The following is a 25,157-nucleotide window of genomic DNA, read 5'->3' as shown; positions in this document are numbered from 1 at the left end:
AGAAATGCGTTTCGGCCGACGGGGCTGTGGACAGGCACTATTCCACAATCTTGGCAACCAGCCTTAAGCGACTCTGTCGATTGGCTTTTCGGCCGCTGTCCACATGTGGACAACGAGAACGATTATTTTCGCTTGCAGCGACAGGCGAATCCGGCCGTCGGCGTTTCTTTCAGCAAAAGCACCCGCCGCAAACGCGACCGCCGCCGAATCCCGCTGGAAGTTCGGTGACTTCCGGAGATTCGGCGGCGGTGTCGATCGTCGGTCGTGAAGGAGCCGAGCGGCTCACTTGTCCTTGGCGTCGAGCCGTGCTTCGAGCGCGGCGATGCGGGCGAGCAGCGCGTCGTTTTCCTCGCGCGCCTTCACCGCCATTTCGCGGACCGCCTCGAATTCCTCGCGTTTGACCACGTCCATGCCGTTCAGCCAGCGCTCGGCCTGCGCGTGGAAAGCGGTCTCCATTTCCTTGCGAACGCCCTGGGCGGCGCCGGCCGCATCGGTCATCAGCTTGGCGAATTCGTCCAGAATGCGGTTCGGTCCGGTGGACATCGGGATCGGCTCCTCTTTCGCGGTCGACGCCGTCAGCGGCGCCTTTGTTCATGGGGTTTGAGGTAGGCATTTGCCGGGAGCGATGCAAGCCATAATCTTGCCGGGACGGCCGTGCAGCTTGCCTGCCGTCCAGAATCCATCTTGACCGTCCCATTTCAGAACGCCATTTTCCGCCGACAATAACGAAGGTGCAACCGTGCAGTCAGCCGCCGCCCTGCTTTCCATCATCAGCATTCCGGCAATCGATCCCGTGGCCATCGCCATCGGGCCGATCGCGATCCGCTGGTATGGCCTCGCCTATGTCGCCGGCATCATGCTCGGCTGGTTCGTCGCGCGCCGCATGCTGGCCAACACGACGCTCTGGCCGAACGCCACGCCCCCCTGCACGCCCGCACACCTCGACGACTTCCTCGTCTGGGTCGCGCTCGGCATCGTGCTCGGCGGTCGTATCGGCTACATCCTCTTCTACGATCTCGACGCGGTACTCGCCGAACCGGTGCGCGCCATCCAGATCTGGAACGGCGGCATGTCCTTCCACGGCGGCTTTCTCGGCGCCACCATCGCGATGGTCCTGTTTTCCCGCCGCCATGCGATCCCGCTCTGGAGCCTCTTCGATATCGTCGCGAGCGTCGCCCCGATCGGCATCCTCTTCGGGCGGCTTGCGAATTTCATCAACGGCGAGCTCTGGGGCCGCATAACCGACGTGCCCTGGGCCATGGTCTTTCCGACCGGCGGCCCGATGCCGCGCCATCCGAGCCAGCTCTACGAAGCGGCCCTCGAAGGGCTCCTGCTGTTCGTCATCCTGCAGATCCTCGCGCGCTCCTTCAAGGCGCTGCGCAGGCCGGGAACGGTGACCGGCGCCTTCGTCGCGCTCTATGCGCTGGCGCGCATCACGGTCGAGTTCTTCCGCGAACCGGACGTGCAGATCGGCTATCTCGCCGGCAACTGGCTCACCATGGGAATGGTGCTGTCCCTCCCGATGCTCGCAGCCGGGCTCTGGGTGATCCTGCGCGCGCGCCGGGCGAGCGGCCGTTGAGACAACGAGAGGCGACGACCGTGACCACACCGCTTGCCACCAAGATCAAGTCGCTCATCCGCGCCAACGGCCCGCTCAGCGTCACCGACTATTTCGCGATCTGCCTCGCGGACCCCGAATACGGCTACTACAAGACCCGCAATCCCTTCGGCACCGATGGCGATTTCGTGACGGCTCCCGAAGTCAGCCAGCTCTTCGGCGAGATGCTCGGCGTCTTCATGGTCATCGCGTGGCGCCGCCATGGCGAGCCGCAGCCCGTGCGGTTCGTCGAGGTCGGCCCCGGCCGCGGCACGATGATGTCGGACATGCTGCGGGTGATCGCCCGGATCGCCCCCGCGCTCTACGAGGCGGCGACCGTCCATCTGGTCGAGACGAGCGGGCGGCTCCGCGATGTGCAGCGGAAGACTCTCGCCGGCTACGAAGGCAAGATCACGTGGCATGAAAGCTTCGACGAAGTGCCCGCGGGCTTTGTCCTCGTCGCCGCCAACGAACTCTTCGACGCGATCCCGATCCGCCAGTTCGTGAAGACGCCCACGGGCTTTCGCGAGCGCATGGTCGGCCTCGACGCCGACGACAAGCTGACCTTCGCCGTCGGTGTCTCGGGCATAGACCCCGCTCTCTTGCCGACGGCCGGCAACCTGCCGCCGGACGGCACCATCTTCGAGATCGCGCCCGCCCGCCAGGCGGTGCTGCAAACGATGTGCGGGAGGCTGCACGCCTCCGGCGGAACTGCGCTCATCATCGACTACGGCCATATGGCCACGGCCTACGGCGACACCCTGCAGGCGGTGCTCGCCCATGAATTCGATCCACCGCTCGCCCATCCCGGCATGGCCGACCTGACGAGCCATGTCGACTTCGAGCAGCTTGCGATGACTGCAGGCGCCGCTGGCGTGCACGTCAACGGCTGCATGCACCAGGGCGATTTTCTCGTCGGCCTCGGCATCGAGGAACGCGCATCCGCACTCGGCCGGGGTAAGGATGCCAAGACCCAGACGGAGATCGTCCAGGCGGTCGAGCGGCTGGCTGGCGCCGGTGAAGGGCGGATGGGCGAGCTGTTCAAGGTTCTCGCACTGTCGAGCCCCGCCGTACCGCTTCCCCCCTTCAAGCCTGCGGATTGACAGAGGCGGCGGGCTTGGGTCACCATCCCGCCGAATCCGGCAGGGCCAGAAGGCGCCGTCTCTTTCACAAGACCCGGCAGGTGGACGAACATCACTCTCACCAAACGCGGACACCGGAAAGCCATGCAGAATCAAGCATCTCCAGAGCCGATCGAAAGTACGCTGCTCCCAGAGAACGGGAACGGCCGCTTCCGCCACGGCTTCTTCACCCGCCGGGGCGGCGTCTCGGAAGGCCTCTATGAGGGCCTGAACGTCGGGCTCGGTTCCAACGACGCGCCGGAGCGCGTGCGCGAGAACCGCAGCCGCGTCAGCCGCTGGTTCGGCCTGCCGCCGGAGCGGCTCGCGACCGTCCACCAGGTCCATTCGCCGGACGTGATGGTGGTCGACGCACATCATCACGGCTCGCGCCCGCAGGCCGATGCCATGGTGACCTCGGTGCCGGGCGTCATCCTCGGCGTCCTTACCGCCGATTGCGGGCCGATCCTTTTCGCCGATCCGGAAAACGGCGTCATCGGCGCGGCCCATGCCGGCTGGAAGGGCGCCCTCACCGGCGTTCTGGAAAACACGGTCGCCGCCATGGAACAGCTCGGTGCCGCTCGCGAAAGCATCGTCGCCTGCCTCGGCCCCTCGATCAGTGCGCAGAATTACGAGGTCGGCCCCGAATTCATCGCCCGCTTCCTCGAACAGGACCCGGCCTACGAAGCCTTCTTCTCCCCTTCCGAAAGGGAGGGACATGCAATGTTCGACCTGCAGGGCCTCACCCTGAAGAGGCTCACCGACGCCGGCCTGAGGGCCGAAAGCCTCGGCCTCTGCACCTATGCCGATCCCGGTTCCTTCTTCTCCTATCGCCGGACCACGCATGCCGGAGAACCGGATTACGGCCGCCAGATTTCCGCAATCGCAATCACGGAGGACTGACATGGCGCTGCACTTCGACGCGAGCGAATACGCTGCCCGGCTCGACCGCCTGACGGCCCGCATGGCGGAAGAGAAGCTCGATGCCCTGCTGCTCTTTGCCCAGGAGAGCATGTACTGGCTGACGGGCTACGACACCTTCGGCTACTGCTTCTTCCAGTCGCTCGTGGTGAAAGCGGACGGATCGATGACCCTGCTCACCCGCTCGGCCGACCTGCGCCAGGCGCGCCACACCTCGACGATAGAGAACATCGTCGTCTGGGTGGACCGGGTGAACGCCGATCCGGCCGTCGACCTGCGCAACCTGCTGAGCGACATGGACCTCCTCGGACGCCGCATCGGCGTCGAATACGACACGCACGGCATGACCGGCCGTGTCGCGCGTCTCCTCGACAACCAGCTGACCACCTTCGGCCAGATCGTCGATGCCTCCTACCTCGTCAGCAATCTCCGTCTGGTGAAGAGCCCGGCCGAAATCGGCCACGTCGAGCGTGCGGCAGCGCTGGCCGACGATGCGCTGGATGCCGCCCTGCCACTCGTCAGGGCGGGCGGCAGCGAGGCGGAAATCCTCGCAGCGATGCAGGGTGCCATCCTCGCCGGCGGCGGCGACTATCCGGCCAACGAATTCATCATCGGTTCCGGTGCCGATGCACTGCTCTGCCGCTACAAGTCGGGCCGTCGCACGCTTTCCGACAAGGACCAACTGACGCTCGAATGGGCCGGCGTCGACGCCCATTACCACGCGGCGATGATGCGGACGATCGTCATCGGCGACGTCACCGCACGCCACCGCGAGCTCTACACGGCCTGCGAGGCCGCGATCCGCGAGGTCGAGGCGGTCCTTCGTCCCGGCAACACCTTCGGTGATGTCTTCGACACCCACGCCCGCATCATGGACGAACGGGGCCTTACCCGGCACCGGTTGAATGCCTGCGGCTACTCCCTCGGCGCGCGCTTCTCGCCGTCCTGGATGGAGCACCAGATGTTCCATGCCGGAAACCCGCAGGAAATCCTGCCCGACATGTCGCTCTTCGTGCACATGATCGTCATGGATTCGGAGCGGGAAACAGCGATGACCCTCGGCCATACCTACCTGACGACCGAGGATGCGCCGCGGGCGCTGTCGAGGCATCCGCTGGAACTTCTGGTCCGCTGAGCGGCCTCGTGAAATCCTGGGGAATTGACAGGGCCCTCCCCGGACCCGATAACAATGCCGACGAAGGCTTGACCGAACAGGAAGGGCAAATGGCCGGATGAAGTGGATCGCAGTTGCATCGACAGTGCTGATGCTGGCGCTTGCCCTCTCCGGCTGCAACACCACCGATGCCCTGACTCCACAAGCCGATGTCGGCGGCGGAATGCAGGTGGCAAGCTCCCCCGTCACCCAATCCGACACCGACCGGATGGCCGGCGTCCCGGCAGGGCAGCAGCCGCTCGCCGGTCAGGGCTATACGACGCCACCGCAGAATACGCTGGAAGCCCAGGCACAGGCGCTCGCCGCCGGCAGTCAGCCGATGCAGCCTCCCCCACCGGTCGGAGGTGTGACGACGCAGCAGCAGCCGGCCGCTCAAGCATCGTCACCGGCGCCGACACAGACGGCGGCCCTCGCCCCTGCGAAGGGCACGATCCGCTTCCTGCCGATCATCGGCGCGCCGATCCAGGCCGTGACGCCGCTTTCGCGTCAGCTCGGGGCCGAAGCCCGTGCCCGGGGGCTGGTGATCAAGGGCTCGAACGACCCGGCGGCCGATCACATCCTCAAGGGCTATTTCTCGGCCTTCGCCGAAGGCGGACAAGTCACGATTGTCTATGTCTGGGACGTTCTCAACCAGAGCGGAAGTCGCCTTCATCGTATTCAGGGCCAGGAAGTCGTCCCGTCGTCGGCGACCGAGGCCTGGGCGGGCGTCCCCGCTTCCCTCATGCAACAGATCGCAACCAAGACAATCAACGAATATACCAGCTGGCTGGCCGCACACGGTGGATGACGGCTGGTCACAAACTTTTCACGAATTTCACCGGCCGCGACCGCAAGGCCTCTTGCATTCGGGTTCAAGGACGCTAAAAAGCGCCCATTCAGCATGACAACAGGCGGGCCAAAATGAAGGTTTTCGCGGGGAATTCGAACCGGCAGTTGGCCGAGGCGATCTGCAATTATCTCAATGTTCCTCTTGGGAAAGCCACCGTTCGGCGGTTCGCGGACCAGGAAATTTTCGTAGAGATCCAGGAAAATGTCCGCGGCGAGGACGTTTTCGTCGTCCAGTCGACGTCCTTTCCTGCCAACGACCACCTGATGGAACTGCTGATCATGATCGATGCGTTCCGTCGATCCTCAGCGCGCCGCATCACCGCCGTGCTTCCCTATTTCGGCTATGCCCGCCAGGACCGCAAACCGGGGCCCCGCACCCCGATCTCGGCGAAACTGGTCGCCAACCTCATCACCGAAGCCGGCGCCGACCGCGTACTGACCCTCGACCTGCATGCCGGTCAGATCCAGGGCTTCTTCGATATCCCGACCGACAACCTCTACGCCGTGCCGATCCTCGCCCGCGACGTGAAGGAGCACTACGACCTCAAGAACGTGATGGTCGTCTCGCCGGACGTCGGCGGCGTCGTGCGTGCTCGCTCGCTCGCCAAGCGCCTCGACTGTCTGCTGGCGATCGTCGACAAGCGCCGCGACCGTCCGGGTGAATCCGAAGTCATGAACGTGATCGGCGACGTCACCGGCAAGGATTGCATCCTGATCGACGACATCGTCGACTCGGGCGGCACGCTCTGCAACGCCGCCGAGGCCCTGCTGAAGAACGGCGCGACCAGCGTGACGGCCTACATCACCCACGGCGTGCTCTCGGGCGGTGCGGTGACCCGCGTCGCCTCTTCCAAGCTGCGCGAGCTGGTGATCACCGACTCCATCCAGCCGACGACCGCCGTCCAGTCCGCCCACAACATCCGCGTGCTGACGACCGCCAACCTGCTGGGCGAGGCGATCAACCGCACGAGCGCGGAAGCCTCGGTCTCGAGCCTCTTCGATTGAGGCTCGCCTCCTCCCCAAGAGATCGGAGCCGCGCTATCGCGGCCCCAAACATTCAACAGTGTTGACTTAAGATTGCCGTAAGCAATTTCCGCGACACTTCCGCGCACCATTATTGCGGGAGGAGCACACTTGATGTCGCGAAACAGTATCCAGACGGACAGAATCCGTCCCCTGTCGTCCGTCAAGGCGAAGTTCGCCGGCCTCGTCGTCGGAGCCACCCTGGTCTCTTGCATGGCGGTCGGCCTGTTGAGTTACCAGATCGGCAAGGTGGGCCTGATCGAGGCCAGCAAGCTCAGACTGGAATCGGTCGCAGCAAACCAGTCGAAGGAAGTCACCGCCTATCTCGACCGCGTAGGCCAGTCGCTGGCCGAGATCGCGCAGAACACGGCGGTCGGCGAAGCGACGGAGATGATGGTCAACATCATTCCGGTCGAGGCTCCGACGATCAAGAAGGTCTTCCAGCCCGAAGGCTCCACCGTCGAACAGCGCATCGCAATCGACGGCAGCAAGCAGAAACTGCTCTACGGCGTGCGGCATGCCGCCATCCACGGCACGCTCTCGAGCACGTGGAAGAACGCCAATGTCAGCGACATCCTGGTTGCCGACGTCAACGGCACGATCGTCTATACCGTGACGAAGGGTGGCGAACTTCTGACGACGCTCGATGATCCGGCCAACGCCCGCCTGAAGGAACTCGCCGAACGGGTGAAGGCCGGCGGCGACCGCGACGTCCATTTCTCGCCGTTCGGTGATTACCCCTACGAGGCAGGAACTCCCTCGGCCTTCATCGCGCAGCCGCTCGCCATTTCCGTCTGGGGCGAGACACAGCGGAAGGGAACCGTCTTCATCCGCGTTTCCGCCGAAAAGCTCTCGCAGATGATGAAGCCCGACGGCCTGGGCACGACGATCGACGACGCCTTCCTCCTCAGTGACGACGGCAGCCTGCGGGGCGGCACAATCACCGGCGGCAAGGACGCAGTCGTCGCGCCCGAACTCGTCGACGCAGCGAAATCCGGCGCCAGCGGCGCGACTTTCGCCAATTCGGCGAACGGCACGTCCTTCTACTCCTATCTCCCCGTCGACCTCTTCGGACAACGGCATCTCCTCGCCATCGGCCAGGAAGATACAAAGGTGCTGGCCTCGGCCAATGATCTCGCGAAATGGGCGTTCCTCGCGACCGTCGCCGTCCTCGCCATCATGGGACTGGTCGGAACGCTGGTCTCTTCGAGCCTTACACGCCCGCTGACGGAACTCGCCAAGCTGATGAACCGCCTCAACCAGGGCGACCGGAACATCGAGATCCGCGCCGCCGGCAGGCCGGATGAGATCGGCGTGATGGCGCGCGCACTGGACGCGTTCCGCACCAGCGCGCTTGAAAAGGACCGGATGGAGACCGAAGCCGTCGAACGCGGCGCAGAGATCGAACAGGAGCGCCGTCAGCGTGAAGCAGAAAAGGCACGCAGCGCGCAGGAACTCGAAGATGCGGTTTCAGCGCTTGCCGGCGGCCTGCAGGAGCTCGCCGGAGGCAAATTGAACGTGCGGATCGACACGCCCTTCGTGTCCTCGCTCGATCACCTCCGCCTCGACTTCAACCAGTCGCTCGAACATCTCGAACAGGCGATCCGCGCGATCAGCGAAAGCGCCGACACGATCCGCGGCGGTTCTGCCGGCCTCAAGTCCGCGTCGGAAGACCTCGCGCAGCGGACGGAACGCCAGGCGGCTTCGCTCGAGGAAGCGGCCGCCGCCCTCGGCGACATGACCGGCTCGGTCAATGACGCCCTGAAGCGTTGCGAGACGGCGGTGCAGGTCGCGGCCGAAAGCCTTGCCGGTGCGAAGACCTCGTCTTCGGTCGTCAGCGAAGCGATCACCGCGATGGAGCGTATCGAAGGCTCCTCCTCGAAGATCCGCCAGATCATTGACGTCATCGACCAGATCGCCTTCCAGACGAACCTGCTTGCGCTCAATGCAGGCGTCGAGGCGGCCCGGGCCGGCGACGCCGGCAAGGGTTTTGCCGTCGTCGCGCAGGAAGTCCGCGAACTGGCGCAGAGGTCGTCCGGTGCGGCCCGCGATATCAGCCAGCTCATCAACACGTCGACCACCGACGTCGAGGGCGGCGTCGCACTGGTGTTGAAGACCGGCGACAGCCTGCATCAGATCGAGACGAACATCGCAGCGATAAACGACCAGATCGGCGCGATTGCCGCGGCCTCCCGCGAGCAGTCGATGCGGCTCTCTGAGATCAACGCTTCGGTCAATGCGCTCGACCATGTGACACAGCAGAATGCCGCGATGGTCGAGGAAACCACGGCAAGTGCCTTCGCTCTGGCAAGCGAGGCAGACGGCCTTACCGGTCAGGTAAACCGCTTCACCGTCGACCGGGGCGCGGCCGCAAGACGCCAGGCGGCCTGAGACACCCGATGACCACAAGAAGGCCCGCGGTGCCTCGTGCCCGCGGGCCTTTTCTTATTCAGGGTCGGGGCAAAGTAGGAATGCTGCACATGACCTCGTTGCTCCCGAACACCCGCGACCGCGTGAGGAACCGCCGCTCCCGGCCGTTGTCGAGCGAAAACATCCCGCCCCTGCCCGGCACCACGTCGATGATGAGCTGGGTGTGTTTCCAGACTTCGTATTGGCTGCCGCTGATATAGAACGGTACGCCGCCGATCTCGCCGAGCTTCACGTCCGTCTCGCCGACCCGGTATTCGCTCGCCGGATAGCACATCGGCGAGGAGCCGTCGCAACATCCCCCGGACTGATGGAAAAGGATGTCGGGGTGATCTTGCCGGATCTCTGCAAGAAAATCGAGTGCCGCCTCGGTGGCGATCACCCGTGGTTCGGCGACGGGATTTTCGGTCATTACAGCTCCTTCAAAGGCGTTGCGGATGCGCGAAACCCTCCCCTTGAGGGGGAGGGTCGGCACGCAGTGCCGGGGTGGGGTGATCCTTTGGGTGATAGAACAATCACCCCCACCCGCAGCTTCGCTGCGACCTCCCCCCTCAGGGGGGAGGTGTGGAGCATCAGAAGAAGCCGAGTGCCTTCGGGCTGTAGCTGACCAGCATGTTCTTGGTCTGCTGGTAGTGGTCGAGCATCATCTTGTGGGTCTCGCGACCGATGCCGGACTGCTTGTAGCCACCGAAGGCCGCATGGGCCGGATAGGCGTGGTAGCAGTTGGTCCAGACGCGACCGGCCTGGATGTTGCGACCGAAGTGGTAGCAGGTGTTCGCATCGCGGCTCCACACGCCGGCGCCGAGACCGTAGAGCGAGTCGTTGGCGATCTCGAGCGCTTCTGCCTCGTCCTTGAAGGTCGTGACCGAAACGACCGGCCCGAAGATTTCCTCCTGGAAGACGCGCATCTTGTTGTTGCCCTTGAAGACCGTCGGCTTGACGTAGTAGCCGCCGGAGAGCTCGCCCGGCAGCTGGTTGCGGTAGCCGCCGGTCAGCACTTCCGCACCTTCCTGCTTGCCGATGTCGATATAGGACATGATCTTTTCGAGCTGCTCGGAAGAGGCCTGGGCACCGATCATGGTCGACATGGCGAGCGGGTCGCCCTGGACGACGGCTTCGACGCGCTTGATCGCCTTCTCCATGAAGCGGTCGTAGATCTTCTCGTGCACCAGCGCGCGGCTCGGGCAGGTGCAGACCTCGCCCTGGTTGAGCGCGAACATTGCAAAACCTTCGAGCGCCTTGTCGAGGTAGTCGTCGTCTTCGCGCATAACATCCTCGAAGAAGATGTTCGGCGACTTGCCGCCGAGCTCCAGCGTGACGGGGATCAGGTTCTGCGAGGCATACTGCATGATCAGCCGGCCGGTCGAGGTCTCGCCGGTGAAGGCGATCTTGGCGATCCGCGGGCTGGTCGCGAGCGGCTTGCCGGCTTCGAGGCCGAAGCCGTTGACGACGTTGAGCACGCCGGGCGGCAGGAGATCACCGACGAGATCCATCAGGACGAGGATCGAGGCCGGGGTCTGCTCGGCCGGCTTCAGCACGATGCAGTTGCCGGCGGCGAGCGCCGGGGCGACCTTCCATGCGGCCATCAGCAGCGGGAAGTTCCACGGGATGATCTGGCCGACGACGCCGAGCGGCTCATGGAAATGGTAGGCGATGGTGTCGTGGTCGACTTCGCCGATCGAACCTTCCTGGGCGCGGACGCAGGCCGCGAAATAGCGGAAGTGATCGATGGCGAGCGGAATGTCGGCGACCATCGTTTCGCGCAACGGCTTGCCGTTGTCCCAGGTCTCGGCGCGCGCAAGAAGCTCGAGATTGGCTTCCATGCGATCGGCAACCTTGTTCAGGATGTTGGCGCGCTCGGTGGTCGAGGTGCGGCCCCATTTGTCCTTGGCGGCGTGTGCCGCATCGAGCGCGAGGTTGATGTCGTGCTCGTCGGAGCGGGCGACCTCGCAGAGCTTGCCGCCGGTCACAGGCGTAATGTTGTCGAAGTAACGACCGTTCACCGGATCGCGCCACTCGCCGCCGATGAAGTTGCCGTAGCGCAGCTTGAACGGGCTCTGGGCAATGGTCTGGACTTGGATATTCATGAAATCATCCTCCCTGGGTCGAGGTCCCTCCTCAGGACCGATGGGAGAATGATTGCCGGCAAAGCCCTTCACGGATAGGGGGAGGACGGCATACCGCAGCGCACACTGTTTCAGTTCTGCGACACTTGCGACGGCATCACTGAAGCGCGAAACGCTTCATTTTGCGGTGCAGGGTCGCGCGGCTGATGCCGAGCACCTGGGCCGCCTGCGAAACGTTGCCGTTGGTGCGCGAGAGTGCCCGGCGAAGTGCGGCGCGTTCCGCCTCGCCGAGATCGGCCGCACCCTCGCCCCTGCCCTCGCAGAGCGCGTCGGAGGCGGGCAAACCTTGCGCGATCCGCTGGTCGTCGAGCTTGAGCGCGAGCCGCGCGGCCCGGGTTGCCCCGAGGACGAGGTCGTCGCCGTCGACTGCGAGAAGGGCGACCGAACCGGCGCTCGCCGCCGGTACCATGACGATCCGGGCGCCCGGAAAGGCAAGCCTGAAGAGCGTCGCCTCGACGCGGACGGCAGCATCGCGCACCGCCTGCGACAGGATCGCCAGCGCCATGTCGGTGACGTCGTTGCGGCAGGTCGAGATGTCGAGCGCCGCGGTCACGCGCCCGAGATGATCACGGATGGGAGCCGTGACGCAGCTGAGCTCCGTGTTCGCGCTCAAGAAATGCTGGTCGCGATGGATCATGACCGGCCGCTGGTCGGCGAGAGCCGTGCCGATGCCGTTAGTTCCGACACTCGCCTCGCTCCAGACGGCCTGCGGCCAAAGCCCGAGTTCACGAAAGTCCGCATCGTCGCCCGCCGCACCGCGGCGATCAAGGACCACGCCGTCGCGGTCGGAGAGAAGGATACAGCAGCCCGACCGACCGACGGTCTGATAGAGGCGGTCGACCTCCTCGCTGCAGGCGGAGACGAGATGACCTGCCCGCTCCCGTGCCGAGCGGAAGACGGCCTCCTCGACCCGTTCCGGCTTGCGGCTTTCCTCCGGCTGGAGCTGATGGAGGTCGAGGCAGCGACGCCATGAAGCGACGATCGGCGAACTGGCTGCTGCCGAGCTCTGCGACGCGGTGTGGTAGACCAAGTCCGAGTGGTTGGGTTGCCGAGGCATCTGCTCCTCCCAAAGCACATGTCATCATGCCTGCGCACAGACTATCTTTCAATCACCATCCGCTGATACAAGGCCGGCGCGAAGATGGTTGTCGCATCTGTCGCAGTTTTGAGACACATATGGATGTTCTCGGGGCTCGTCTTGCCACCCGGCAAGGCGAACCTCGAACGATTGTGCCCTCGCAGGCGCGAAAAGCCCTGCGATTGCTGGCCTGCGCTTGCCTTTCACAGCCTTCTGGTCTATAGCGCCCCGGTCCGCGTAGACACCCTTGGAGGCAACGCGGATGAGGCCGTCGCAAGACGCCTCGGTTTCGTGCGGCAGATGCATTAGCCCTGCCCCCGGAACTCTCCAAATAACCTTGAAAGGATAACGCCATGAGCCACTCTTCTTACGAGCTCAAGGCCGTAGCACGCGAACGGGTAGGTAAGGGGTCCTCCCGTGAACTTCGCCGCAACGGTTCCATTCCCGCTGTCATCTACGGTGACAAGCAGGCCCCCATTTCCATCGTGCTCAACACGAACGAAGTCACCAAGCGCATCCATGCCGGCGGTTTCATGACCACGGTTGCGACGATCGACGTCGGTGGCGAGAAGGTCAATGTCCTGCCGAAGGACTACCAGCTCGATCCGGTCCGCGACTTCGTCCTGCACGTCGACTTCCTGCGCGTCTCGGCCAACAGCCAGGTTTCCGTCCAGGTTCCGGTTCACTTCATCAACGAAGAGAAGTCGGCAATCAAGATCGGCGGCGTTCTGAACGTCGTTCGCCACGACGTCGAGCTGCACTGCCCGGCCGATGCGATCCCGGAATTCATCACGGTCGACCTCGCAGGTCACAAGATCGGCGACAGCCTGCACATCTCGCATGTGAAGCTGCCGAACGGCGTGACCCCGGTCATCGGCGATCGCGACTTTACGATCGCGACCATCGTCGCTCCTGCCGGCGGTGTTTCCGAAGGCGAGGAAGCTGCCGAAGCGTAATCACGCGACCGACAGTTCCGACGGCTTTGATCCCGTCTCCGAAAGGAGGCGGGATTTTTCGTTTGTGCCCTCGATACACACACGCCGCGCCGTCGCCTGAAAGTCATCAGACGGGCTTTAGCGAGATTTAATGATTTCATGCCAGCCTTACCTGCCGCACAGGTTGCGTATGGGGGGCATGACACCGTGAGGAAAGCGATATCCGATCAACCATATCCTGGCTGCGAGAAGCCATGACACGGTCGGTCGAAAGCCGTTTCCTCGCGATCATTGCAATCGCGGTCGGCATCCTCGTCATCCCGCTCCTCGGGCTCTTCCTCGCCCTGTCGTCGGAACGCTCCGCGAAGGAGCTCGACGACCACGTCGAGATCCTCCTCGCCGCCAATGCCCAGGCGCTTGCAAAGCCGCTCTGGGACTTCGATATCGAAAGTGCCGAGCAGATTACCGCGGCGATCGTCTCCGACGAGGCGATCACCAAGGTCCGGGTCCGCGATGTGTCCGGCGGCATCAACGTCTCCATGCCGCCGATGCCGTCCTGGCCGAAGGGCGGCGTTCAGTCTCGTTATCGTCCGATCATCTACAAGACGCTGGACGGCCCGAAGACCGTCGGCACCATCACCGTCTATTACCACCGGCTCGGCATCTTCTCGGCTCTCCGCGAAGCTGAAGGCATCTTCATCGGCATCTTCATCATCGCAATCCTTGCGATGGTCGGTGCGGCCATCCTCGGCAACCGTATCATGATCGTCAAACCGCTGCTGAAACTGACGGCGGCCATCGAGGCGACCCGCAGGCTCGGATCGCGTCACCACGTCGACTGGAATTCGAACGACGAGATGGGCCGGCTCGCGCAGAGCTTCAACGCCATGCAGACGCAGCTGGAGCAGGAGGAACGGGAACTCAAGATCGCCCATCGGCGAGCCACGGACATCTACAACCTGACGCCTGCCATGCTGTTCTCGATCGACGAGGACGACCGGATCACCGGCGTCAGCGACTATTGGCTTCTGGCGACGGGCTACGCGCGGGACGACGTCATCGGCAGACGCTTCGCAGATCTCGTCGAAGCCCAAGTGCGCGACGAATACCTGGTTCACCGTGAAGGCCCGAGCGACCGCAAGGTTGTGGAATGCACCACAAGATTCGTCTGCGCGGACGGACACATTATGGACGTGCTGATCGTCGAGAGCGGCAAAGCCGCCCGCGATGGCGAGACCGGCCTATCCCTGAGCGTGATGACCGACGTGACGGATCTCAAGCGGTCGGAAGCGAGGATCCGCCGTCAGGCGGTCACCGACCACCTCACCGGACTGTTGAACCGGCAAGGCTTCGAAGGTGCTCTCGACGACGAAATTCGCGAGGCGGATGCCCGCCGCAGCGAGCTCGCCTGCATCTTCGTCGATCTCGACCGCTTCAAGTGGATCAACGACAATCTCGGCCACCAGGCCGGCGATACGGTACTGCGCCGGCTCGTCGAGCTCATGGGGCCGCAGCTTCCGCCGGCGGCGGTCGCCGCGCGCATTGGCGGCGACGAATTCGCAATTCTGCTCGGCTCCGACAATGCCGAAGCGGATGCCCTCGCCCTCGCCCAGCGCCTCTGCGGCATGCTGGAGCAGCCCTTGCTCGTCAACGGATCGACGGTGCGGCTGAGCGCCAGCATCGGCGTCGCCCTTTATCCCCGCCACGCCCATAACGCGGCAGAACTGCTGCAGAAGTCGGACATGGCGATGTATACGAAGAAGCGCGACGGCAAGAACGGCGCGCTGCTTTACGACCCGCTGTTCCAGGACAACACGCGCCAGAGGGCGGAGATCGAGCAGGACATCGAGGAGGCGCTCGAAAACGACTGGTTCGAGGCCTATTTCCAGCCGATCATCGATCTCGGCGACGGGCACGTCACCGGGTACGAGTCCCTGATGCGCCTCAAGCATCCGCAGAAGGGACTGCTGCCGCCCTCCGACATCATCCGGATCGCGGAGGAAACCGGCGCCATCGGCCGTATCGGCAACCGTGTGTTCGAAAAGGCGTTGGCCAATCTTGTCGCGTTGACGCGGGCATCCGGCGACGACAAGACCTATCTCGCGGTCAATTTCTCGCCGCTCCAGCTCGAGCCGACGCTGCCGATGCTGCTGACGGCGTTGACCGCACGCCACGGCATCGATCCGCAACGCCTCGTCATCGAGATCACCGAAGCGACGCTTCTCCACGACAACCCGCAGATCCGCATGGTCCTCGACGAGTTCAGCCGCATCGGCTGCCGCATCGCGCTCGATGACTTCGGCACCGGCTACTCGTCGCTCAGCTATCTCAGCCGTTTTCCCGTCGACATCGTGAAGATCGATCAGTCCTTCATCCGTTCACTCGCCTCCGACGAACCGGAATTGCGCCACAAGAGCCGCATGCTCGTGGAAGGCATCACCGCAATTTCCCACAAGATGGAATGCTTGGTAACGGCGGAAGGCGTCGAGACGAAGGATCAGCGCGACCTCCTTCGGGAATTCGGCGTCGACTGCGGACAGGGCTATCTTTTCGCGCGACCGCAACCCGTCGAGCAGTTGATCGCTGCCTCCGACACCGGCAGAAAGATCAACTCCGTCGCTTGAACCGCGGCGAGAACGAGCAAGGATGGCATGACATGAAAAGGCTTGCATTACTCCTGCTTCTCGGCACCGCGCCGGCCGCCGACGCCGAAACTGTCCATTTCACGACGGAGAACTACCCGCCCTACAATTTCCGCGAAAACGGCGAGTACCGCGGCCTCGGCTACGAGCAGGTGGTCGCGCTGATGAAGGAAACCGGCGTCGACTACACCATCGAGATGATGCCGTGGGCCCGCGCGATCGCGCTTGCCGAAAGCGAACCGCTCTACTGCGTGTTCACGACCGCCCACATCGCCGAACGCAACAGTCGCTTCAAGTGGGTGGAACCGCTCGCCATCGACCGTAACGTCATGGTGTCGAGAGCAGATGCCGGCATCAAGGCGGTCACCATCGCCGAGGCACGCGAATACGTCGTCGGGACCCAGCGCAACGACTATACCCAGCAGTTGCTGGAGCGGAACGGCTTTCCGAAGATCGACCTTGCGACCGACCTCGACCTGACGCTGAAGAAGCTGCTGAGCGGCCGCATCGACATGATGCCGATCTCCGAACGCTACTATCTCCAGCTGCGCGAAGAGGGCCACCCGATCGAGAAGCGCTTCGTGCTGACGGAGCAGAAATTCAGCATTGCCTGCAACCTGAATTTTCCCGAGGATATCATCCGGAAGATGCAGACCGGCCTCGACAAGCTGATTGCCGACGGCACCCAGAACGCACTCCTCACCAAGTACGGAATGCAAGTCCTCAACTGAGGCAGATACCCCGCAGGGCTTGACAACCGCGTCGTTTCGCGGTGGTGGATCGCAGACCCATAACGGAAGCGGACCGTCCCATGCTCATCATCGCCGGCCTCGGAAATCCGGGCGCCAAGTATTCGGAGAACCGGCACAATATCGGCTTCATGGCTGTGGATGCGATCCATCGCCGCCACCGCTTCTCGCCGTGGAGCAAGAAGTTCAAGGCAGAGATCGCCGAAGGCGAGATTGCCGGCGAGAAGGTGCTGCTGATGAAGCCGCAGACCTTCATGAACCTTTCCGGTGAGGCCGTGGGTGAAGCCATGCGCTTCTACAAGCTGAAGCCCGCCGACATCGTGGCGATCCACGACGAACTCGACCTTCCCGCCGGCAGGGCGCGGATGAAGACCGGCGGCGGCCATGGCGGCCACAACGGGCTCAGGTCCCTCGACGCCCATTGCGGCAAGGACTACCGCCGGCTTCGGCTCGGCATCGGTCATCCCGGCGACAAGGAGCGCGTGCACGGCCACGTGCTCGGCGATTTCGCCAAGATCGACCGCACCTGGCTCGATCCGCTGCTCGACGCGATCGCCGACAATGCCGACCTCCTGCTCCAGCCCGACGAGTCGAAGCTGATGAACAAGCTCGCACTCGCAACCGGCGGCAAGGAGGAGACGGCGAAAGTGAAAACGGAGAAACCGGCCGGCCAGTCGCACATCCGCCAGGCCCGCAACAGCGCCCAGCCGAAGAAGCTGCCCGAAACGGGACCGATGGCGGAGATGCTGAAACGAATGTTCTCGAAGAAGGGCGACTGATCCGATGGCAAATCGGGTCGACGTTCGGGCGCTCGGAAAGCCGGATCTTCAAGGTCTTCTGGCACTTTACGGCCAATTGATCGAGAACGACCTGCCGTTGGCGCCCGAACTTGCCGAGATGCGCTTCGACGAAATCCTCGCTCGCGACGGTCTCACCGTATTCGGCGCCTTCGTCGACGGCACGCTTGCCAGCACCTGCACGCTGATCGTGGTGCCCAATCTCACCCGCGGCGGCATGCCGTACGCCTTCATCGAGAACGTCGTCACCGACGCCGGACATCGCCGTGGCGGCCTGGGACGGCGAACGATGCAGGCAGCCATCGACGCTGCCTTTGACGCCGGTTGCTACACCGTGCGGCTGATGACGGGCGCCAAGCGTCCGGGTACGCTCGACTTCTACAGAAGCTGCGGCTTCGATACGACCAAGCACGGGCTTGAAATCCGCCGAATTCCGGCGCGCTGAGCCGCGCCCCTACTCCTCCGGCTCGGTCGTGAACATCAGCGGAAAGCCAGCCTGCTTGCCGAGCTCGGTGCCTTCCTTGGCCTTTGTCTCGGCGATGTCGCGCGCATAGACGCAGACGACGCAGCTTCCCTTCTGGTGCGCCGTGATCATCACCCGGTAGCACATGTCCTCGCTCATGCGGAAAACCGCTTTCAGCACGACGACAACGAATTCGCGGGGCGTGTAGTCGTCGTTGACGAGGATGACCTTGTAGAGTTTCGGCCGTTCGATCCTGGGCTTGGTGCCCGGTTTCACCTTGACCGCAATATCATTGTCACTCATCGGAACACTCCCGCGGATGACAGATAGATGGGCAAAGCCTGACTGGACGATATTGCCTCGCCGACGGACCCCGTTCAAGGTCTTCGGGGCCGTCCATGCGCCGCGGACAGCAATTCAACCCCGCCGAACGGCCTTCCGATCGGCGCTCCGGTGACGACAGCCCTTGACCTTGCCCCGCCCATTTCGCAAAAGGCAGCAACGGAATTCTCAAGCTGAGCAGGTATTCAAGCCATGGGCTTCAAATGCGGTATCGTCGGACTGCCGAATGTCGGCAAGTCCACCCTCTTCAACGCGCTGACCAAGACGGCGGCGGCGCAAGCCGCCAACTATCCCTTCTGCACGATCGAGCCGAACACCGGCGAAGTCGCCGTTCCAGATCCGCGCATGCCGAAGCTCGCGGCGGTCGCCGGCTCGAAGGAAATCATCCCCACCCGCATCTCCTTCGTCGACATCGCCGGCCTGGTGCGCGGTGCCTCCAAGGGTGAAGGTCTCGGCAACAAGTTCCTCGCCAACATCCGCGAAGTGGACGCCATCGTGCACGTGCTGCGCTGCTTCGAAGACCCGGACATCACCCACGTCGAAGGCCGCATCGATCCGGTCGGCGATGCCGACACGATCGAGACCGAGCTGATGCTCGCCGACCTCGAAAGCCTGGAACGGCGCGTTGACCAGACCCGCAAGCGCGCGACCGGCAAGGACAAGGAGTCGATCGCGCAGCTTCCGGTCATGGAAGCGGTCATCAAGCTGCTGCAGGACGGCAAGCCCGCCCGCTTGCTGCTGAAGACGCTCGGTGCCGACGAGATCCAGATCCTGAAGGAGCTGAACCTCCTCACCTCGCATCCGGTCCTCTACGTCTGCAACGTCGCGGAAGCCGACGCCTCGACCGGCAACAAGTACACCGAAGCCGTCGCTGAGATGGCGAAGGAACAGGGCGCCGAAACGGTCATCATCTCGGCCGCCATCGAGGCGGAAGTGGCCCAGCTTCCGGAAGAGGAATCGAAGGAGTTCCTCGCCGCGCTCGGTCTGGAAGAGGCCGGTCTCGACCGGCTGATCCGCGCCGGCTATCACCTTCTCGACCTGATCACCTACTTCACCGTCGGCCCGAAGGAATGCCGCGCCTGGACGATCGTCCGCGGCACCAAGGCGCCGCAGGCCGCCGGCGTCATCCACAGCGACTTCGAACGCGGCTTCATCCGCGCCTTCACCATCGGCTATGACGACTTCGTCGGCTATGGCGGCGAAGTCGGTGCCAAGGAAGCCGGCAAGGCCCGCGACGAAGGCAAGGAATACGTCGTCAACGACGGCGACGTCATCCACTTCCGCTTCAATACCTGAGCGGAGCCGGTCCGGTCCCACAACAAAAGAGGCATCGCCACCCCCGCGGCGATGCCTTTTTCTTTTGAGCAGTGGGAACGCCTTACGCCTTCTTTGCCGGGCAGGAGGAGATGCCCAGCATCGAGTAGAGCGGGCAGGTTCCGAAGAGCCCCGTCAGCAGGGGTACGATGCCGATCAGCGCGTAATAGCGCCACCACGCGCCCGGATAGTAGAAGAACAGCGACAGCAGCACGAGGCCGACGACGATACGAACGATCCGGTCGATCGTTCCGACATTCTTGGCGAACATGGGCTTTCCTTTCCGTGTTGGAAGACATTCCGCAAGATTGCAGCATAGCCGAACGCCGCGCCGCGTCAGTGACTTAGTCACGTCGTCCGAAATATGAAGCGAAGCTCGCCGGTCAGTCGGCCGACGCCATCCGCCGGAGTTGCACGGGGTCGAGGATGCGGATCTGTCCACGCTCGCTGCTGACGACGCCGCGCGCAGAAAGCTCCTCCAGCCGCCGCGACACCACCTCGCGCGCCGAGCCGATCATCGCAGCAAGCTCCTGATGGGTGGCGACGACGATCCCTTCGGGCCGCGATCGATCCAGCAGAGACTTCGCGAGGCGTCGCTCCACCTTCACGAAGGCCACCTGCTCCAGAAGCAGCATCAGTTCCGAAAGGCGGCTCGCGAAGGCGCGGAAAACGAAGCCGCGAAAGGCAGCGGATGTCGCGAGCAGTTCGTCGAACATATGCGGAGGCACCATGACCGCCACGAGATCCGTCTCGGCAATCGCCTCGCCGGTATAGGGCGCGCCGCCGAGCACGCCGAGCGTCGTCTGCACGCAGGTCTCGCCGGGGCAAACGGAATAGAGGAGAAGCTCGCGGCCGTTGCGGCCGGTCATGTAAACCCCGATCCGGCCGGAAAGCAGAACGAGAAAGACCTCGGCCCTGTCGCCGGGCCGGAAGAGCGTCGTGCGCTCCGGCACGTGCTGCGGCTTCAGGCCGTCGAGGTGCGCGCGCACCTCCGGCTCCAGTGTGTGGAGAAAGCCTGCCTGATCAACCCAACCCGCCATGGACCCTCCAGCGATTCCGGGGCATAAGTTCCATTGTGCACACTTGGCGGACAGAGGAAACAGCGGATGCAGGCCGAACGGCTCCACTACGAGGACTTCACGCCCGGGCGACGCTTCGAGCTCGGCCCTCGGACGGTGACCGCCGCGGAGATCATCCAGTTCGCGAAGGAATTCGATCCGCAGCCGATGCATCTCTCGGAGGAGGCCGGCAAAGCCAGCATTCTCGGCGGCCTCTCCGCCTCGGGCTGGCACACGAGCAGCCTCTTTATGCGCATGTTGATCGACAGCTACGTGCTGGCGACGGCCTCGGAAGGGGCGCCGGGGATCGACGTCATGCAGTGGCGAAAGCCGGTTCTCGCCGGCGATACGCTGAGCGGACATTCGACGGTCGAGGCCGCCCGGCCGATGCGCTCGCGCCCCGGCCTCGGGATCGTGACCTTCGGCCACGAGCTTTTCAACCAGCGCGGAGAGCTCGTCCTTTCCGCCCGCAATTCCATCATGGTGCGTCAGCGCAACCCCGAAAAGGCCTCCGCATGAGGATGCTCGACCTCTACCCCGCCGGCACGCGCTTCGCGCTCGGCTCGGCGACCTTCTCCGCCGAAGACATCGTCCGTTTTGCCGAAAAGTTCGACCCGCAACCCTTCCACGTCGATCCGGAGGCGGCGAAGAATTACGTCTTCGGGGCGCTCTGCGCCTCCGGCTGGCATACCTGCGCCTGCTGGATGCGATGCTTCATCGACTTCTGGAGGAACGAGACGAAACGCCTTGTCGCCGAGGGCATCGTGCCGCCGAATCTCGGCCCCTCCCCGGGGTTCGCCGAGCTGCAATGGCTGAAGCCGGTCTATGTGGGCGATGTCGTCAGCTATTCGCTCACAAGTCTTGACAGCCGGCCGCTGGCCTCCCGGCCAGGGCTCATCCTCAATACCGGACTTGCGGAAGGCTTGAACCAGAACGGCGAGCCGGTGCTGCGGTTCAAGAGCAACATTCTCGAATTCGTGCCGGAAGACGGAGCCTGAAGGCGGTAACCCACCGGGCTCAGTGGCCGGAGAATTCGACGAGCGTCCGTACCTCGACGTCAAGCTCCTCGAGCTTCTTGCGCCCGCCGAGATCCGGCAGGTCGATAACGAAGCAGGCGGAAACGACGTCGGCGCCGATCTGACGCAGGAGCTGGACCGCGCCGACCGCCGTGCCCCCGGTCGCAATCAGGTCGTCGACGAGGATCACCTTCTCGCCGGGCTCGACGGCATCCACGTGCATCTCCATCTCGTCGACGCCGTATTCGAGGCTGTAGGCGATCCTGACCGTGTCGTGGGGAAGCTTGCCCTTCTTGCGGATCGGCACGAAACCGGCGGAAAGCTGGTGGGCGACGGCGCCGCCGAGAATGAAGCCACGCGCCTCCATGCCGGCGATCTTGTCGATCTTCATGCCCGCATAGGGATGCACGAGCGCATCGACCGCCCGGCGGAAGGCCCGCGGGTTGCCGAGCAGCGTGGTGATGTCGCGAAAGACGATGCCGGGCTTCGGATAATCGGGGATCGAGCGGATGGAGGATGCGAGCTCAAGCGCGAAGTTGCTCATTGTCTGTCCAGTGTCATTCACATTTCGGGAAGATTGCGCCGGACAGTAGCAAGTCCGGCTTTTCCGACCAACAAAAAAGGCGGCCCGAAGGCCGCCTTTCGAAGCTCTGATCGCGAGGATCAGTGTTCCTTGTTCGCGTAGACCGACTTCTTCGTCAGGTAGACCAAAGCAGTGAAGATCGCGAGGAACACCATGACCATGAAGCCGGTGTGCTTGCGCTCTTCGAGGTGCGGCTCGGCAGCCCACATCAGGAAGGCCGAGACGTCCTTGGCGTACTGGTCGAGCGTCTGCGGGGTGCCGTCGTCATAGGTCACCTGGTCGTCGCTGATCGGCGGCGCCATGGCAAGTGCTGCGGCACCGGCGAAGTGCGGGTTGAAGTAGGTGCCGTCGGCGACGGTGACGCCTTCCGGGGCATCCTGGTAGCCGGTCAGCAGCGAGTAGATGTAGTCCGGACCACCTTCCTGATACTGGGTGAAGATATCGAAGATGAAGGTCGGGAAACCGCGTTCGATGCCGCGGGCCTTGGCGAGCAGCGACATATCCGGCGGAGCAGCACCGTTGTTGGCGGCGGCTGCCGCTTCCTTGTTCGGGAACGGCGACGGGAAGTGGTCGGACGGAACAGCCTTGCGGGTGAACATCTCACCATCGGCGTTCGGGCCGTCCTGGACTTCGTACTCGGCGGCGAACGCCTTGACCTGTTCTTCCGAGTAGCCGAGGTCCTCGAGCGTGCGGAACGAGACCAGGTTCATCGAGTGACAGGCCGAGCAGACTTCCTTGTAGATCTTCAGGCCGCGCTGAAGCTGGCCCTTGTCGTATTTGCCGAACGGGCCGGCAAAGGTCCAGTCGACATTCTTCGGCTTGAAGATCGGGTAGTGGCCGGCGGCCGCGGCGTGTTCTGCCGCCGCAGCCACATCGGTTGCTTCCTGCGCGACCGCGGAAGAGGCGCCGAAGCCCGCCATGGCGGCGATCAGCGCGATGCTCGTTACAAGCTTTTTCATCTTATGATCCCTCTTTCGCGCACTCAGGCCTGGGTTGCGACGGATTTGCCGCTCTTTTCGAGGACCGCCTCGGTGATCGAGTTCGGAACGCGGCGCGGCTTTTCGAACAGGCCGAGCAGCGGCATGATCACGATGAAGAAGCCGAAGTAGTAGAGCGTGCCGAGCTGGGCCATCAGCGTGTAGAGGTCCGAAGGCTGACGCGAGCCGAGCCAGCCGAGCAGGATGCAGTCGGCGACGAACAGCCAGAAGAACAGCTTGTACCACGGACGGTAGACGGCCGAGCGGACCTTGGAGGTGTCGAGCCAGGGCAGGAAGAAGAGAATGATGATCGAGCCGAACATCACCAGAACGCCGCCGAGCTTGGAGTCGATCGGGCCGACGTTGAAGGTGATGGCGCGCAGCATCGCGTAGAACGGCAGGTAATACCATTCCGGAACGATGTGGGCCGGGGTCTTCAGCGGATCGGCCATCGTGTAGTTGTCGGGGTGACCGAGGTAGTTCGGCAGGTAGAAGATGAACCAGGCATAGACGATCAGGAAGACCGAAACGCCGAAGGCATCCTTGAGCGTCGCATAAGGCGTAAACGGAACAGTGTCCGTCTTCGACTTTACTTCGACGCCGGTCGGGTTGGTCTGGCCGGTGACGTGCAGCGCCCAGACGTGCAGGACGACGACGCCGGCGATCATGAACGGCAGCAGGTAATGCAGCGAGAAGAAGCGGTTGAGCGTCGGCTGGTCGACGGCGAAGCCGCCAAGCAGGAACTGCTGGATCCACTCACCGACCCACGGGAAGGCGGTGAAGAAGCCGGTGATGACGGTCGCGCCCCAGAAGGACATCTGACCCCAGGGCAGGACATAGCCCATGAAGCCGGTCGCCATCATCAGAAGATAGATGACCACGCCGAGGATCCAGAGGATTTCGCGGGGCGCCTTGTAGGAGCCGTAGTAGAGGCCGCGGGCGATGTGGAGATAGACGGCGATGAAGAAGAACGACGCGCCGTTGGCGTGCATGTAGCGCAGCAGCCAACCGTGATTGACGTCGCGCATGATCTTTTCGACCGAGTTGAAGGCGATCGTTGTTTCCGCGCCGTAGTGCATGGCGAGAACGACGCCGGTCAGGATCTGCACGACGAGCATCACCGACAGCATCGCGCCGAACGTATAGGCATAGTTCAGGTTGCGGGGAACGGGATAAGCGACAAAACTGTCATAGACCATGCGCGGCAGAGGCAGTCGCGCGTCGACCCACTTCCCGAGGCCGCTGGACGGCTGGTAGCTAGAATGACCACTCATATTATGAATCCCCTCAACCGATCTTGATCACAGAATCGGAAACGAATGCAAAGGTAGGAACGGCAAGATTCTGCGGGGCAGGACCCTTGCGGATACGACCGGCGGTGTCGTAGTGCGAGCCGTGGCAGGGACAGAACCAGCCACCGAAATCCCCGGCCTGACCGAGCGGCACGCAGCCCAGGTGGGTGCAGACGCCGACCATCACGAGCCAGTTTTCCTTGCCTTCGCCGGCAGAGCGAGCAAGATCGGTGGCTTCGGCCGAAGGATCGACATTGGCATTGCGCGCGATGGGATCCTTGAGATCGGCGAGCGCGACAGCCTTGGCCTCTTCGACTTCCTTGTCGGTGCGGTTGCGGATGAACACCGGCTTGCCGCGCCACTTGATCGTGAGGGACATGCCCGGCTCAAGCGCCGAGACGTCGACCTCTATCGCACCGAGGGCCAGCGTCGAGGCATCCGGACGCATCTGGTCGATGAACGGCCAGGCAACCGCAGCGGCACCGACCACACCGGCCATACCGGTCGTCAGATAAAGAAAATCGCGGCGAGAAGGCTCGCCCAAGGTCTCGCTATTGATGTCGTGTTCGCTCACGGTCAAACCATCCTCTTCGCAAAATTCTGCGATAAACCGCATTGCCTCCGCGACAGGAAGCCTGCGCGCAGACACAGTTGCGCCACAGATTCCCCGCCAATTTGGCGCGTTCTAAGCCCGATA

Annotated in this window: 26 protein-coding genes; 15 read left to right on the top strand and 11 right to left on the bottom strand. The window is 63.6% G+C overall.

The window, feature by feature from the left end:
* Window positions 1-282: 282 nt before the first annotated feature.
* Complete coding sequence (locus H4I97_RS04645; protein WP_182306763.1) at window positions 283-543, bottom strand: accessory factor UbiK family protein; 261 nt, start codon at window positions 541-543, stop codon at window positions 283-285.
* Between the two features lie 196 nt (window positions 544-739).
* Here H4I97_RS04645 and lgt point away from each other — a divergent pair, with 196 nt between their 5' ends.
* From lgt to H4I97_RS04610, 7 genes are all read left to right on the top strand, one after another.
* Window positions 740-1,579 carry a prolipoprotein diacylglyceryl transferase gene (gene lgt / locus H4I97_RS04640; protein ID WP_182306762.1) on the top strand — a complete coding sequence of 280 codons (840 nt, stop codon included), beginning with the start codon at window positions 740-742 and terminating at the stop codon, window positions 1,577-1,579.
* Window positions 1,580-1,599: 20 nt separating this feature from the next.
* Entirely contained in the window at window positions 1,600-2,700 is a 1,101-nt protein-coding gene (locus tag H4I97_RS04635; protein WP_182306761.1) for a class I SAM-dependent methyltransferase, read from the top strand.
* A 123-nt stretch (window positions 2,701-2,823) separates the two neighbouring features.
* Window positions 2,824-3,618 carry a peptidoglycan editing factor PgeF gene (pgeF, locus tag H4I97_RS04630; protein ID WP_182306760.1) on the top strand — a complete coding sequence of 265 codons (795 nt, stop codon included), beginning with the start codon at window positions 2,824-2,826 and terminating at the stop codon, window positions 3,616-3,618.
* A gap of 1 nt (window position 3,619) precedes the next feature.
* Window positions 3,620-4,771: a M24 family metallopeptidase gene (locus H4I97_RS04625; protein ID WP_182306759.1), complete on the top strand. Its 1,152-nt coding sequence runs from the start codon at window positions 3,620-3,622 to the stop codon at window positions 4,769-4,771.
* 97 nt (window positions 4,772-4,868) lie between these two features.
* Window positions 4,869-5,597 (top strand): hypothetical protein, encoded by a 729-nt coding sequence (locus H4I97_RS04620; RefSeq protein ID WP_182306758.1) that lies wholly within the window; start codon window positions 4,869-4,871, stop codon window positions 5,595-5,597.
* A 113-nt stretch (window positions 5,598-5,710) separates the two neighbouring features.
* Window positions 5,711-6,643 (top strand): ribose-phosphate pyrophosphokinase, encoded by a 933-nt coding sequence (locus tag H4I97_RS04615; protein ID WP_129332359.1) that lies wholly within the window; start codon window positions 5,711-5,713, stop codon window positions 6,641-6,643.
* Window positions 6,644-6,775: 132 nt separating this feature from the next.
* Window positions 6,776-9,052: a methyl-accepting chemotaxis protein gene (locus H4I97_RS04610; protein ID WP_182306757.1), complete on the top strand. Its 2,277-nt coding sequence runs from the start codon at window positions 6,776-6,778 to the stop codon at window positions 9,050-9,052.
* Between the two features lie 58 nt (window positions 9,053-9,110).
* Here the strand turns inward: H4I97_RS04610 and H4I97_RS04605 are convergent, their stop codons facing one another.
* The 3 genes from H4I97_RS04605 to H4I97_RS04595 form a co-directional block, all read right to left on the bottom strand.
* The gene (locus H4I97_RS04605; RefSeq protein ID WP_182306756.1) at window positions 9,111-9,500 is read right to left on the bottom strand and encodes a DUF779 domain-containing protein; all 390 of its coding nucleotides are present in this window, start codon (window positions 9,498-9,500) and stop codon (window positions 9,111-9,113) included.
* Between the two features lie 160 nt (window positions 9,501-9,660).
* Window positions 9,661-11,175 (bottom strand): aldehyde dehydrogenase, encoded by a 1,515-nt coding sequence (gene adh / locus H4I97_RS04600; protein ID WP_182306755.1) that lies wholly within the window; start codon window positions 11,173-11,175, stop codon window positions 9,661-9,663.
* Window positions 11,176-11,311: 136 nt separating this feature from the next.
* Entirely contained in the window at window positions 11,312-12,271 is a 960-nt protein-coding gene (locus H4I97_RS04595; RefSeq protein ID WP_182306754.1) for a GAF domain-containing protein, read from the bottom strand.
* 374 nt (window positions 12,272-12,645) lie between these two features.
* Here H4I97_RS04595 and H4I97_RS04590 point away from each other — a divergent pair, with 374 nt between their 5' ends.
* From H4I97_RS04590 to H4I97_RS04570, 5 genes are all read left to right on the top strand, one after another.
* On the top strand, window positions 12,646-13,248 hold the full coding sequence (locus H4I97_RS04590) for a 50S ribosomal protein L25/general stress protein Ctc (RefSeq protein ID WP_182306753.1): 603 nt from the start codon (window positions 12,646-12,648) through the stop codon (window positions 13,246-13,248).
* A gap of 233 nt (window positions 13,249-13,481) precedes the next feature.
* Window positions 13,482-15,851 (top strand): putative bifunctional diguanylate cyclase/phosphodiesterase, encoded by a 2,370-nt coding sequence (locus H4I97_RS04585; protein WP_182306752.1) that lies wholly within the window; start codon window positions 13,482-13,484, stop codon window positions 15,849-15,851.
* Between the two features lie 32 nt (window positions 15,852-15,883).
* A complete protein-coding gene (locus tag H4I97_RS04580) occupies window positions 15,884-16,600 on the top strand; it encodes a substrate-binding periplasmic protein (protein WP_182306751.1) in 717 nt (238 codons plus the stop codon).
* Window positions 16,601-16,680: 80 nt separating this feature from the next.
* A complete protein-coding gene (pth, locus tag H4I97_RS04575) occupies window positions 16,681-17,397 on the top strand; it encodes an aminoacyl-tRNA hydrolase (RefSeq protein WP_182306750.1) in 717 nt (238 codons plus the stop codon).
* 4 nt (window positions 17,398-17,401) lie between these two features.
* Window positions 17,402-17,860, top strand: coding sequence for a GNAT family N-acetyltransferase (locus H4I97_RS04570; RefSeq protein ID WP_182306749.1), 459 nt, complete (start codon window positions 17,402-17,404; stop codon window positions 17,858-17,860).
* Between the two features lie 9 nt (window positions 17,861-17,869).
* Here H4I97_RS04570 and clpS read toward each other — a convergent pair whose 3' ends face one another.
* Window positions 17,870-18,181 (bottom strand): ATP-dependent Clp protease adapter ClpS, encoded by a 312-nt coding sequence (gene clpS / locus H4I97_RS04565; RefSeq protein WP_182306748.1) that lies wholly within the window; start codon window positions 18,179-18,181, stop codon window positions 17,870-17,872.
* A gap of 231 nt (window positions 18,182-18,412) precedes the next feature.
* Here clpS and ychF point away from each other — a divergent pair, with 231 nt between their 5' ends.
* Window positions 18,413-19,516 (top strand): redox-regulated ATPase YchF, encoded by a 1,104-nt coding sequence (ychF, locus tag H4I97_RS04560; protein WP_182306747.1) that lies wholly within the window; start codon window positions 18,413-18,415, stop codon window positions 19,514-19,516.
* An 82-nt stretch (window positions 19,517-19,598) separates the two neighbouring features.
* Here ychF and H4I97_RS04555 read toward each other — a convergent pair whose 3' ends face one another.
* Together H4I97_RS04555 and H4I97_RS04550 are read right to left on the bottom strand one after the other, a co-directional pair.
* A complete protein-coding gene (locus H4I97_RS04555; RefSeq protein ID WP_182306746.1) occupies window positions 19,599-19,805 on the bottom strand; it encodes a YgaP family membrane protein in 207 nt (68 codons plus the stop codon).
* A 112-nt stretch (window positions 19,806-19,917) separates the two neighbouring features.
* Window positions 19,918-20,574 (bottom strand): Crp/Fnr family transcriptional regulator, encoded by a 657-nt coding sequence (locus tag H4I97_RS04550; protein ID WP_182306745.1) that lies wholly within the window; start codon window positions 20,572-20,574, stop codon window positions 19,918-19,920.
* A gap of 66 nt (window positions 20,575-20,640) precedes the next feature.
* Between H4I97_RS04550 and H4I97_RS04545 the strand changes: the two genes are divergently transcribed.
* Together H4I97_RS04545 and H4I97_RS04540 are read left to right on the top strand one after the other, a co-directional pair.
* Window positions 20,641-21,111, top strand: a complete 471-nt coding sequence (locus H4I97_RS04545; RefSeq protein ID WP_182306744.1) for a MaoC family dehydratase — start codon at window positions 20,641-20,643, stop codon at window positions 21,109-21,111.
* A complete protein-coding gene (locus H4I97_RS04540) occupies window positions 21,108-21,590 on the top strand; it encodes a MaoC family dehydratase (protein WP_182306743.1) in 483 nt (160 codons plus the stop codon). Before H4I97_RS04545 ends, H4I97_RS04540 begins: the two co-directional genes overlap by 4 nt.
* A 19-nt stretch (window positions 21,591-21,609) precedes the next feature.
* On the opposite strand, the gene H4I97_RS04535 is transcribed toward H4I97_RS04540, so the two are convergent.
* The 4 genes from H4I97_RS04535 to petA form a co-directional block, all read right to left on the bottom strand.
* Complete coding sequence (locus tag H4I97_RS04535; RefSeq protein ID WP_182306742.1) at window positions 21,610-22,152, bottom strand: adenine phosphoribosyltransferase; 543 nt, start codon at window positions 22,150-22,152, stop codon at window positions 21,610-21,612.
* A 119-nt stretch (window positions 22,153-22,271) separates the two neighbouring features.
* Window positions 22,272-23,150, bottom strand: coding sequence for a cytochrome c1 (locus H4I97_RS04530; RefSeq protein WP_182306741.1), 879 nt, complete (start codon window positions 23,148-23,150; stop codon window positions 22,272-22,274).
* 23 nt (window positions 23,151-23,173) lie between these two features.
* Entirely contained in the window at window positions 23,174-24,442 is a 1,269-nt protein-coding gene (locus H4I97_RS04525) for a cytochrome b (protein WP_182306740.1), read from the bottom strand.
* 13 nt (window positions 24,443-24,455) lie between these two features.
* The gene (petA, locus tag H4I97_RS04520) at window positions 24,456-25,034 is read right to left on the bottom strand and encodes a ubiquinol-cytochrome c reductase iron-sulfur subunit (protein ID WP_182306739.1); all 579 of its coding nucleotides are present in this window, start codon (window positions 25,032-25,034) and stop codon (window positions 24,456-24,458) included.
* Window positions 25,035-25,157: the final 123 nt, after the last annotated feature.

This window comes from Ciceribacter thiooxidans (genome assembly GCF_014126615.1).
Taxonomy (GTDB): domain Bacteria; phylum Pseudomonadota; class Alphaproteobacteria; order Rhizobiales; family Rhizobiaceae; genus Allorhizobium; species Allorhizobium thiooxidans.
Note: the sequence above shows the minus strand (reverse complement) of the source record. Positions and strands in the feature narration are given on the sequence as shown.

Excerpts from the sequence above, each read along its gene's own strand:
- H4I97_RS04645 (WP_182306763.1), bottom strand. The coding sequence starts at position 543 with ATGTCCACCGGACCGAACCGCATTCTGGACGAATTCGCCAAGCTGATG.
- H4I97_RS04530 (WP_182306741.1), bottom strand. The coding sequence starts at position 23,150 with ATGAAAAAGCTTGTAACGAGCATCGCGCTGATCGCCGCCATGGCGGGC.
- H4I97_RS04605 (WP_182306756.1), bottom strand. The coding sequence starts at position 9,500 with ATGACCGAAAATCCCGTCGCCGAACCACGGGTGATCGCCACCGAGGCG.
- ychF (WP_182306747.1), top strand. The coding sequence starts at position 18,413 with ATGGGCTTCAAATGCGGTATCGTCGGACTGCCGAATGTCGGCAAGTCC.
- H4I97_RS04555 (WP_182306746.1), bottom strand. The coding sequence starts at position 19,805 with ATGTTCGCCAAGAATGTCGGAACGATCGACCGGATCGTTCGTATCGTC.
- H4I97_RS04580 (WP_182306751.1), top strand. The coding sequence starts at position 15,884 with ATGAAAAGGCTTGCATTACTCCTGCTTCTCGGCACCGCGCCGGCCGCC.
- H4I97_RS04540 (WP_182306743.1), top strand. The coding sequence starts at position 21,108 with ATGAGGATGCTCGACCTCTACCCCGCCGGCACGCGCTTCGCGCTCGGC.
- H4I97_RS04610 (WP_182306757.1), top strand. The coding sequence starts at position 6,776 with ATGTCGCGAAACAGTATCCAGACGGACAGAATCCGTCCCCTGTCGTCC.
- adh (WP_182306755.1), bottom strand. The coding sequence starts at position 11,175 with ATGAATATCCAAGTCCAGACCATTGCCCAGAGCCCGTTCAAGCTGCGC.
- clpS (WP_182306748.1), bottom strand. The coding sequence starts at position 18,181 with ATGAGTGACAATGATATTGCGGTCAAGGTGAAACCGGGCACCAAGCCC.
- H4I97_RS04620 (WP_182306758.1), top strand. The coding sequence starts at position 4,869 with ATGAAGTGGATCGCAGTTGCATCGACAGTGCTGATGCTGGCGCTTGCC.
- pgeF (WP_182306760.1), top strand. The coding sequence starts at position 2,824 with ATGCAGAATCAAGCATCTCCAGAGCCGATCGAAAGTACGCTGCTCCCA.
- H4I97_RS04535 (WP_182306742.1), bottom strand. The coding sequence starts at position 22,152 with ATGAGCAACTTCGCGCTTGAGCTCGCATCCTCCATCCGCTCGATCCCC.
- H4I97_RS04570 (WP_182306749.1), top strand. The coding sequence starts at position 17,402 with ATGGCAAATCGGGTCGACGTTCGGGCGCTCGGAAAGCCGGATCTTCAA.
- H4I97_RS04625 (WP_182306759.1), top strand. The coding sequence starts at position 3,620 with ATGGCGCTGCACTTCGACGCGAGCGAATACGCTGCCCGGCTCGACCGC.
- H4I97_RS04590 (WP_182306753.1), top strand. The coding sequence starts at position 12,646 with ATGAGCCACTCTTCTTACGAGCTCAAGGCCGTAGCACGCGAACGGGTA.
- H4I97_RS04525 (WP_182306740.1), bottom strand. The coding sequence starts at position 24,442 with ATGAGTGGTCATTCTAGCTACCAGCCGTCCAGCGGCCTCGGGAAGTGG.
- H4I97_RS04550 (WP_182306745.1), bottom strand. The coding sequence starts at position 20,574 with ATGGCGGGTTGGGTTGATCAGGCAGGCTTTCTCCACACACTGGAGCCG.
- H4I97_RS04595 (WP_182306754.1), bottom strand. The coding sequence starts at position 12,271 with ATGCCTCGGCAACCCAACCACTCGGACTTGGTCTACCACACCGCGTCG.
- H4I97_RS04585 (WP_182306752.1), top strand. The coding sequence starts at position 13,482 with ATGACACGGTCGGTCGAAAGCCGTTTCCTCGCGATCATTGCAATCGCG.
- H4I97_RS04545 (WP_182306744.1), top strand. The coding sequence starts at position 20,641 with ATGCAGGCCGAACGGCTCCACTACGAGGACTTCACGCCCGGGCGACGC.
- H4I97_RS04615 (WP_129332359.1), top strand. The coding sequence starts at position 5,711 with ATGAAGGTTTTCGCGGGGAATTCGAACCGGCAGTTGGCCGAGGCGATC.
- pth (WP_182306750.1), top strand. The coding sequence starts at position 16,681 with ATGCTCATCATCGCCGGCCTCGGAAATCCGGGCGCCAAGTATTCGGAG.